The organism is Bradyrhizobium sp. SHOUNA76 (assembly GCF_023006445.1).
Taxonomy (GTDB): domain Bacteria; phylum Pseudomonadota; class Alphaproteobacteria; order Rhizobiales; family Xanthobacteraceae; genus Bradyrhizobium.
This window is the reverse complement of sequence record NZ_JALBHA010000215.1, coordinates 1-9683: the sequence shown is the minus strand read 5'-3', so window position 1 is coordinate 9683 and position 9683 is coordinate 1. Positions and strand designations below refer to the sequence as shown.

General features: G+C 64.1%; 9 protein-coding genes. 1 reads left to right on the top strand and 8 read right to left on the bottom strand.

All coding sequences use genetic code 11. The features are described 5' to 3' along the window. Nucleotides 1-92 precede the first annotated feature (92 nt). The gene (lpxA, locus tag MOV74_RS21260) at nt 93-884 is read right to left on the bottom strand and encodes an acyl-ACP--UDP-N-acetylglucosamine O-acyltransferase (RefSeq protein WP_246926334.1); all 792 of its coding nucleotides are present in this window, start codon (nt 882-884) and stop codon (nt 93-95) included. 176 nt (nt 885-1060) lie between these two features. On the opposite strand from lpxA, the gene MOV74_RS21255 reads away from it, so the two are divergent. After that, complete coding sequence (locus tag MOV74_RS21255; protein ID WP_246926332.1) at nt 1061-1384, top strand: KTSC domain-containing protein; 324 nt, start codon at nt 1061-1063, stop codon at nt 1382-1384. Nucleotides 1385-1410: 26 nt separating this feature from the next. On the opposite strand, the gene fabZ is transcribed toward MOV74_RS21255, so the two are convergent. From fabZ to MOV74_RS21220, 7 genes are all read right to left on the bottom strand, one after another. Next, nucleotides 1411-1872 carry a 3-hydroxyacyl-ACP dehydratase FabZ gene (gene fabZ / locus MOV74_RS21250; RefSeq protein WP_018320213.1) on the bottom strand — a complete coding sequence of 154 codons (462 nt, stop codon included), beginning with the start codon at nt 1870-1872 and terminating at the stop codon, nt 1411-1413. After that, nucleotides 1869-2936, bottom strand: coding sequence for a UDP-3-O-(3-hydroxymyristoyl)glucosamine N-acyltransferase (gene lpxD, locus MOV74_RS21245; protein ID WP_246926330.1), 1068 nt, complete (start codon nt 2934-2936; stop codon nt 1869-1871). The genes fabZ and lpxD overlap by 4 nt, the downstream gene beginning before the upstream one ends. Nucleotides 2937-3061: 125 nt before the next feature. After that, on the bottom strand, nt 3062-5590 hold the full coding sequence (gene bamA, locus MOV74_RS21240; protein ID WP_246926328.1) for an outer membrane protein assembly factor BamA: 2529 nt from the start codon (nt 5588-5590) through the stop codon (nt 3062-3064). A 176-nt stretch (nt 5591-5766) separates the two neighbouring features. Next, nucleotides 5767-6918 (bottom strand): RIP metalloprotease RseP, encoded by a 1152-nt coding sequence (gene rseP, locus MOV74_RS21235; protein WP_246926325.1) that lies wholly within the window; start codon nt 6916-6918, stop codon nt 5767-5769. A gap of 44 nt (nt 6919-6962) precedes the next feature. Next, on the bottom strand, nt 6963-8186 hold the full coding sequence (gene dxr, locus MOV74_RS21230; protein WP_246926315.1) for a 1-deoxy-D-xylulose-5-phosphate reductoisomerase: 1224 nt from the start codon (nt 8184-8186) through the stop codon (nt 6963-6965). A gap of 4 nt (nt 8187-8190) precedes the next feature. After that, nucleotides 8191-9033, bottom strand: a complete 843-nt coding sequence (locus tag MOV74_RS21225) for a phosphatidate cytidylyltransferase (protein ID WP_246926313.1) — start codon at nt 9031-9033, stop codon at nt 8191-8193. Continuing rightward, nucleotides 9030-9683 (bottom strand): isoprenyl transferase (locus MOV74_RS21220; protein WP_246926310.1); only part of this gene is annotated, 654 nt, incomplete at its 5' end. The genes MOV74_RS21225 and MOV74_RS21220, both read right to left, overlap by 4 nt.

Sequence of the window (9683 nt, the reverse complement as noted above, 5' to 3'; positions counted from 1 at the left end):
CCGCGAATGGCATCGCGCCGCCGCCGGCGACGATGCCGACCGGCGATGCGATCTCCGACGCCGCCGATGTCATGCCCGCGGCCATCCCAACATCACTTCGCGATGGCGGGAAGGCAGAGCGGGCGCTTGCCCTTGCCGATGAAGTCGAGGATTTCGGCGATCGCCGGATCTTCGCCGGCGAGCGGCCTGGACGCCTCCAGCCGCTCAGCGAAGGTGCCGGAGCCGTGGAAGAGTTTTTGGTAGAACCCACGCACCGTCGCGAGCCGCTGCTTGGTGAACTTGCGCCGCTTCATGCCGATCAGGTTGAGGCCCTCCAGCACCGCATATTGGCCGTTGACGAGGCCAAACGGGATGATGTCGTCGCGCACGCCACACACGCCGCCAACCATGACCTGCGGGCCGATGCGGGTAAATTGGTGCACGGCGGACAGTCCGCCGATGAAGACGAAGTCGCCAATCTCGCAATGACCGCCGAGCGTTGCCGACGTCGCGAAGATGACATCATTGCCGACATGGCAATCGTGGCCGACATGGCTGCAGTTCATGAAATAGCCGCGGTCGCCAACCGTGGTGACCCCGCCGCCGGCGACGGTGCCGGCATTCATGGTCACGGATTCGCGGATGGTGCAGCCCGAGCCGATCTTGAGCTGTGTCAGTTCGCCACGATAGCTGAGCGACTGCGGCGGCGTGCCGAGCGAGGCAAACGGGTAGATGGTGCAATCGTCGCCGATCATGGTCTGCGCGGTGACGTGCACATGTCCGATCAGCTTGCAATTGTTGCCGATCACGACATTCGGGCCGATGATGCAATACGGTCCGATCTCGGTGCCCTCGCCGATCACGGCGCCGTCCGCGACCCGTGCGGTGGGATCAATCTTGCTCATCAAGCAAATCTTACTCGTCAGGAAGCTCTGATTATGTGTTGAAGTCGCTCAGTTTTCCGGTGGTTAGCGCGACTATGCCCGATCTGTCCAGTGACGTATCATCTCTGCCTGTTTCAAGTACCGGATGAGGCGGCCTTCCCGGTCCCTCGACATGTTCACACGGAGGTTCAGCACTCGTGGTCAGGGCCTTGGCACTTCTGCTCGCGCAGCTCGCGGCGGCGCCGATCGTGTCCGAGATGGTCGAGACCGGCGATCGCCGGCCCATCGATCTTGCGACCTTCGAATGCCGCGACATCAGTCGCAGCACGGTGCTTCAGCGTGTCTGCTATGATCGCGCGCAGCACGACCTCGTCGTCGCGACTGGCGGCTTCTATGCGCGCTATTGCGGCGTCGCGGCCGAGACATTCGACCGCCTTCTGGGCGCGCCGTCCATGGGCCAGTTCTTCAACCGGCATATCAGGCGCGAGGCCGCCGGCAGCCGCTACGATTGCAGCGCGTGAGCCCCGTCCCGTGGGGCCGATGCCGCTCAGTCCGTCAGCATGGCGCCGACATCGGCTTCCGCAACGACCTGTCCGTTGACCTTGGCGTCGCCGTGAAACCACCACATGGCCTTGCGGCGGCCAACCGAGCGCATGTGGTACTCGATGGTGTCGCCGGGCAGCACGGGCTTGCGGAACTTGCACTTGTCGATGGTGAGAAAATAGACCGCCCGCGGCTTCTCGGTGCCTTCGACCGACTTGATGCCGATCACGCCCGCGGTCTGCGCCATCGCCTCGATCATCATGACGCCGGGATAGACCGGACGCTCAGGGAAATGTCCCTGGAAGGCCGGCTCGTTGAAGGTGACGTTCTTGATGCCGATGCCGCTGTAGTCGGCGCGGATGTTGATCACGCGATCGATCAGCAGCATCGGGAAGCGGTGCGGCAGGGTCTGGAGGATGGCATTGATGTCCACCAGCTCGAACTTAACAGGTGATTCCGCCGTCATTCCCGTCCCTCGTCCTTCGCATCGGCCTTGCTGTCGCGTACCAGGCGCTCCACCGCGATGATCTCCTTGAACCACTGCTTGGTCGGTTTGGCAAAAAAACCACCCCAGCGTCCACCTGCCGGGATGTCGTCCTTGACGCCGCTCATCGCGGTGACCTGGGCCCCATCTCCGATCTTGAGGTGGTTATTGATGCCAACCTTGGCTCCCAGCGCCACGTTGTCGCCGATGGTCAGACTGCCGGCCAGCCCGATCTGAGCCGCCAGCAGGCAGTTCCGGCCGATGGTCACATTGTGGCCGATCTGGACCTGATTGTCGATTTTGGTGCCCTCCCCGATCACGGTGTCGCGCAAGGACCCGCGATCGATGGTGGTGCCGGCGCCGACCTCCACATTGTTCTGGATCAGCACGCGGCCGGTCTGCGGCACTTTCAGGTGGCCCTCGGGGCCGAAGAAGATGAAGCCGTAGCCGTCCTGGCCGATCGAGCAGCCGGGATGGATCAGCACGTCGTTGCCGATCAGCGCGCATTGGATGGCGGTACGGGCGCCGACGTTGCAATCGCGGCCGATCTTGACCCCCGGACCGATCACCGCCCCGGCGCCGACCACCGTGCCGCTACCGATCTCAACGTCCGGGCCGATCACCGCCAGGGGATCGACGATCACGCCGTCCTCGAGCCGGGCCGTGGGATCGATGATCGCGGACGGCGCGATGCCGTCATTGCCGACCCAGGATTGCGGTCTGAGCGCATCGCCATGCCATTCCCGCGCGAGCCTGACGAAGGCCCGGAACGGCTGCGCCACCCGCAGCACCGCCACATGCGCGGGCACCTGGGCTTCGAAGCGCGGGCTCACCAGGCACGCGCCGGCCTTGGTCGCCTTGAGTTCGTCGGCGTATTTCAGGTTGTCGAAGAACGCCAAATGCATCGGGCCCGCTTCGTCGAGCGAAGCAAGGCCCATGATGATTTGGCCGCCCCTGCCGGGATCGACCAGCTCCGCCTTGGTCAGCGCGGCAATGTCAGCCAGTGCTGAGGCAGGCGGCTTTGTGAAGAAGATCGGCTGCGCCATTCCACCCCGTCGCGGTCCGGCTTCGGCATGAAGCGGTCAGGCCGCATCATGCCCCATCTCTTGGAATGGCACGATCCCTTTCGGAAACTGGCTCCGGTGATCCGGATCGTGCCGTGCTGATCGAATTAGAACGTGGTGCCGCCGCCGAACCGGAACTCCTGGACGCGGTCGTACTTGCCCTTGCTGAGCGGCACGGCGTAATCGAAGCGCAGCGGACCGAACGGCGACTGCCAGATCAGGCCGACACCAACCGACGAGCGGACGACCTTGCTGTCGTCATACACGAGGCCGGTACAGGTGCCCGCAGACGTCGGATTGATGCTCGAGGGGATGCAGCCCGGCACATTGACTTCGTTGGTCGTGGTCCAGCTGGTCGGTCCCTTATAGTCGTAGAGGCCGCCGGCATCGGCATAAACCGCACCCTTCAGACCCACTTCCTTCGGCAGGAACCAGAACGGCATCTGCAGTTCGACCGATGCGCCCCAGTACTTGGTGCCGCCGAGGGCGTCCTGCGTACCGAAGGGGTTCAAATCGCGCGGGCCGATGCCGTTCGGGGCAAAGCCGCGGACGAGGTTCGAACCCATCTGGAAGTGATCGAGCATGCGCAGATCGCTGCCGATCTTGTTCAGCATGCCGCTCTGCAGGCGGACGAGGCCGACGATGTCCGACACCAGCGGAGTGTAGTACTTCGCATCGATGACCGACTTCAGGTAGGAGACGTCGCCGCCGACGCCGGCGAAATCCTGACGGAAGTCGACGAGCAGACCGTCGGTGGGGTTCTTGTTGTTGTCCAGCGTGTTGTAGGTCAGCGTGTAGCCGAGCGCCGAGGTCAGGGTCTTGCCGTTGGCAAGCTCCCTGCGCACCGGCAGCGAGGCTTCGCCGTCGCTGTAGCAGCCGAGGCCGTTGGTCGAGCTGAGATCCGGAACGCCGCCATTGGCATTGACGAAGGCCGGGCTCGGATTGAACGCCGACGTACCCAGATTGTTGTTACAGTTCGCCAGGTAGTACGGCAGCGTGATTTCCTGCTGGTAGATCGAATAGCGCAGCTGCAGCGCCAGATCTTCACGCAGGGAGAAGCCGAGGCGCGGCGAGAAGCCAAGCGTCTTGGTGCCGTAGGAGATGTAGCTGTTGGACAGCTGCTGGCGCTGATAGAGGTCGAGGCCGAGCGCGACGCGGTAGTCGAGCAGATACGGCTCGACGAACGACAGCGAGTAGCCGCGGGCATACTGACCATAGGTCACCGACGCCTTGGCGAACAGGCCGCGGCCGAGCAGATTGCGCTCGGAGATCGAGACTTCGGCCAGCGCGCCGTCGGTGGTGGAATAACCGCCCGAGATCGAGAAGTCGCCGGTCGATTTCTCTTCCATGTCGACGATCAGAACCACGCGGTCGCTCGACGAGCCCGGCTCCGTCGTGATCTTCACGCTCTTGAAATAGTCGAGGTTCTTCAGGCGCCGCTCGGCACGGTCGACCAGGGCGCGGTTGTAGGCATCTCCTTCCGAGATGTCGAACTCGCGGCGGATCACGTAGTCGCGGGTGCGCGTGTTGCCGCGCAGGTTGATGCGCTCGATATAGGTGCGCGGGCCCTCGTCGATGTTGAACACGACGGAGACGGTGTGCGCCTCGAAGTTGCGGTCGCCGCCGGGCCGGACCACGGCGAAGGCATAGCCGCGGCGCGAGGCCTCGATCTGCATCTCCTCGACCGACTTCTCGACCGACTCGACATTGTAGAGCGAGCCGACATTGACGCGCGAATAACCGCGCATCGACGAGGGATCGAAGTTCGGAATGCTGGAGCGGAAGTCGATCGCGCCGACGCGGTACTGGGATCCTTCCTCGATCTTGAAGGTGACGTTGAAGCCCTTCTTCTCCGGATCGTATTCGGTGAGCGCAGCCACCACCTGGACGTCGGCGAAACCGTTCTTGAGATAGAAGCGGCGGATCAGGTCGCGGTCGGCTTCGACGCGGTCGGGATCGTAGATGTCACCACTGGCGAGGAAGCTCAGCAGGTTCGATTCACGCGTCTTGATGACGTCCCTGAGGCGGTAGGACGAGAACGCGACGTTGCCGACGAACTCGATCGACTTGACGCCGGTCTTGGCGCCCTCCTCGACCGTAAAGATGAGGTCGACGCGGTTGTTCGGCTGCTCGATGATCTCGGGCGTGACGCGCACGTCGTAGCGGCCGGACCGGCGATAGATTTCGGCGATTCGCAGCGTGTCGGACTGCACCATGGCGCGGGAGAAGGTGCCACGCGCCTTGGACTGGACCTCAGTGGTGAGCTGCTCGTCCTTGATCTTCTTGTTACCCTCGAAGGCGACCCGGCCGATGACCGGGTTTTCGACCACCGAGACGATGATCTGGCCGCCGGCGCCGCGGTTGATCCTGACGTCCTGGAACAGGCCGGTTTCGATCAACGCCTTGAGGCCGTCATCGACGGCGCCTTGATCCAGGCGACCGCCCGGACCCGGCTTGAAATAGGAGCGGATCGTCTCCACCTCGACGCGGCGATTTCCTTCGACGGAAATCGACTGAACGGTCTGAGCGAGCGCAGACGAAGACACCAAAACAGCCCCGACCGGGGCAACCACCGGCGCGCCGAACATGATCAGGGTTGCGAGCAAGCCACCCCGGAGTCGCAGTCCAAACTTCATCGCGCAACGCGCCCTTATCATTCCGAGCCAGACCCAACCCCAACGCCGGTCTGGAGATTCCCCAAGTCGAGGCCGCTTGTAGCCAATTTCGCCGACGCCGCAAACGGCCGAAAGCGTCGTGATTTCAATTTCATTCCAAGACGTTGCTCAACAGCAACGCCACAAAAAAGCCTCCATCAAGATGCCGCCATCCGCAGGATGTCGTTGTAGGTCGCAAACACCATCAACATCAGCACCAAGCCCAGCCCGATTCGGAACCCCATCTCCTGAGTCCGCTCGGACAAGGGCCGGCCGCGGACCACTTCGGCCGCGTAGAACATAAGGTGGCCGCCATCGAGCAGCGGGATCGGGAACAGGTTCAACAGGCCGATCGACACCGACAGCACCGCGCACAGGTTGATCACGAACTGGAACCCGGCGCTGGCCGCCTGCCCCGACATCTTCGCGATTCCCAGGACGCCGCTGACTTCGTTGGGATTGCCGTTTCCGACGAACAGCGAGCCCAGGAACTTGAAGGTGCTGGTGATGATGAACCAGACCTGCTCGACCCCGATCTTGAGCGCCTCGCCGACGCCCACCGGCGCGGTCGAGGCCTCGCCGGCCTGCGATTTGTGCTCGACGCCGAGCACACCGAGACGGTGGCTGTTGCCGAACGGATCCTTGCGCTCGAGCAGCGCGGGCGTTGCGGTCAGCGAGACGATGGTCCCGTCCCGCTTCACCTGGAAGGCAAGGGCCGAACCTGCATTCATCGCAACGATTCGCTGCATATCGGCAAAGCTCTCGATCGGCTTTCCGTCGATCTGGACGACGACGTCCCCGATCTTGAAGCCGGCCGCCGCGGCGGCGCCGTCGGCGACGACGCCGTCAACGCGCGCGATCGTGCTGGGCTTGCCGTAGTAGAGCGCCATGCCCGCGAAGATCAGCGCGCCCAGGATGAAATTGGCGATCGGGCCGGCCGCGACGATCGCGGCACGCGGCCCCACCTTCTTGTGGTGGAAGCTGCCGGCGCGTTCCTCGGTCGTCATGGCCGCAAGCGTCTGGGCCGACGGGGTCGAGGCCTCGCTTTCGTCGCCGAAGAACTTGACGTAGCCGCCGAGCGGGATTGCCGAGATCTTCCAGCGGGTGCCGTGGCGGTCATTGAAACCGACCAGCTCAGGTCCGAAACCGAGCGAAAAAGTCAGCACGCGAACGCCCGCCCATCGCGCGACCAGAAAGTGGCCGAGCTCATGGAAGAACACGACGATGGTCAGGACGAACAGGAAGGGAACCGCGTAGCCGAGGAGCCCATGGCTCAACGTATTGAAACTATGGACAAAAAAGTCGATCATCGAATTCCCTCATCCAGCGCCGCAAGGCCCTGGCCGCGAACCATCTAGGATGCCTTTAAGGCAATTTGAGGCAATAGGGCGGCAGCCCTATTTCGAGCAACATGGTCAACAGAGATTGCATCGTCGGCGGACGTCAGGGGCGCCTGGTTCCCGCTGCGGACCCAGTCGTCCAGGGTCGCCTCAACCAGCCGGGCAATCGCGCCGAACCGGATCTTGCCGGCGATGAACGCGGCGACCGCAACCTCGTTGGCCGCGTTGTAGACGGTGGTCGCGCCCTTCCCGGTCCGGAGCGAATCGAAAGCCAGCCGAAGCCCGGGGAAGCGCTCGAAATCGGGCGCCTCGAAGGTCAGCTGGCCGATCTTGGCGAGGTCCAGCTTGGCCGCCGGCCCCTTGATGCGATCGGGCCAGCCGAGGCAGTGCGCGATCGGGGTGCGCATGTCGGGCGCGCCGAGCTGGGCCACCACCGAGCAGTCGGAAAACTCGACCATGCCGTGGATGATCGACTGCGGATGAACGAGGACGTCGATCTCGTCGGGCGTGAGCGCGAACAGATAGGACGCCTCGATCACCTCGAGCCCCTTGTTCATCATCGAGGCGGAATCGATCGTGATCTTCTGGCCCATGCTCCAGTTCGGATGCTTCAGGGCCTGTGCGAGGGTCGCCTGCTCGATATCCGCCGGCTTCCAGGTCCGGAACGGGCCGCCCGAGGCCGTGATGATGACGCGGACGAGCTCATCGCGATTGCCTGAAGCGAGCGCCTGGAACAGCGCATTGTGCTCGGAATCGGCCGGCAGGATGCAGGCCCCCGCCTTGGCCGCACGCTGCATGAAGAAATCACCGGCGCAGACCAGACATTCCTTGTTGGCCAGCGCCACATGCGCGCCGCGATCGACCGCTGCCAGTGCCGGCTTCAATCCGGCGGCGCCGCTCACGGCCGCCATCACCCAATCGGCCGGACGCGCGCCGGCTTCGATCACCGCGCTTTCACCGGCGCCGCATTCCGTGCTCGTTCCCGCGAGCGCGGACTTGAGCTCGGCGAGCTTGGAGGTGTCGGCGATTGCGACGTAGCGCGCGGAAAATTCCTTCGCGAGCTTCGCCAGCGCTTCGACATTGCTGTTCGCCGTTAAGGCCTCGACGCGATAACGCTCGGGCGAGGCGCGCAGCAGATCCATCGTGCTGTCGCCGATCGAGCCGGTGGCGCCGAGAACCGTGACGCTGCGGACGTCGGACGCAGCAAGCCTGTTATTACGCAATGGGACCGCGCTCATATCCTCACCAAACCATAAGACCGCTTCCGGCGCTATGCACACCATGGCGGAGAAAGCCGATAATCCATGCCGCCAGGATGGCGGCGACAAAGCCGTCCAGGCGGTCCATAAGCCCGCCATGGCCGGGAATTAAGTGACTGGAATCCTTGACGCCGAAGCGCCGCTTCACTGCGGATTCGAACAGATCGCCGAGCGCCGACACCACCGAGAGGATGGCGCTGACGAGCAGCAATGGCGCCATCTTTCCGAGCCCGCAAGCCGCAAAGCCGACCGCAACCAGGAGGCTTGCAACAAAGCCGCCGATCGCGCCCGCCCAGGTCTTCTTGGGGCTCACGCGCGGCCAGAGCTTCGGTCCGCCGATGCTGCGGCCGGCGAAATAGCCGCCAATATCGGTCGCCCACACCACCAGCAGCACGAACATCAATGCCGAGAAGCCGTTGACGAGATCCTTCCGGAGCAGGATCGAGGCGAGTAGCGCCGCCGCCGCATACGCGAACCCGGTCGCGGCCCAAATGAATTTGCCGCGCGCCATCAGCGTCACGATCGCACCGCCGATGAGGCCGACGATGACGGAGGTCTTGAGCCCGCCAAAAGCGACAGCGGCCCCCATCATCGCGATGACCACCGTCCCTGCCCCGGTCAGCGCGGCCGATCCCGCGCCCACCACCGTCAGCCATTCTGCGAATAGTCCGATCGAGACAAGAGTGACGAGCAACACCCAGAGCCAGCCGCCGGCATAAGCGATCGCAATGGTCAGCGGCGCCAGCACCAGCGCTGCGAGGACTCGCATCACGAGATTGCTCGGGGCAGGCTTGGCGCCCGCCGGTGCGGCGTCTTGTTCGCTCACGAGGCGGTTTTCGCGACCAGACCGCCGAAACGGCGCTCGCGCCTGGCGAATTCGGCGATCGCGCTTTCCAGAGCCGCCTTGTCGAAATCGGGCCAGTGGATCGGCACGAACACGAGCTCGCTGTAGGCGGCCTGCCACATCAGGAAATTGGACAGGCGCTGCTCGCCGCTGGTGCGGATGATGAGGTCGGGATCCGGAATATCAGGCGCATCGAGATGCGCGCCGAGCGTCTCGGCGTCGATCGAATCAGGATCGCGCCTCCCCTCCGCGACCTCACGGGCGAGCTTCTGCGCCGCCTTCGCGATCTCCTGCCGCGAGCCGTAGTTGAAGGCGACGACGAGCGTGAGGCGCGTGTTGTCGCGTGTCAGCTCTTCGGCCTCGTTCAAAAGCGCGCAGATGTCGCCCTCCAGCCCTTCGCGCTCGCCGATGATGCGGACCTTGACGCCGTCACGATGCAGGCTCGCCAGGTCGTTGCGGATGAAGCGGCGGAGCAGACCGAAGAGATCGCCGATCTCGCTCGCCGGGCGCGACCAGTTCTCCGAAGAGAAGGAGAAGATGGTGAGATAGCGGATGCCGAGCTCGTGCGAGGCACGCACGACGCGGCGCAGAGCCTCGACGCCGCGGCGATGCCCCTCCGCACGCGGCAGACC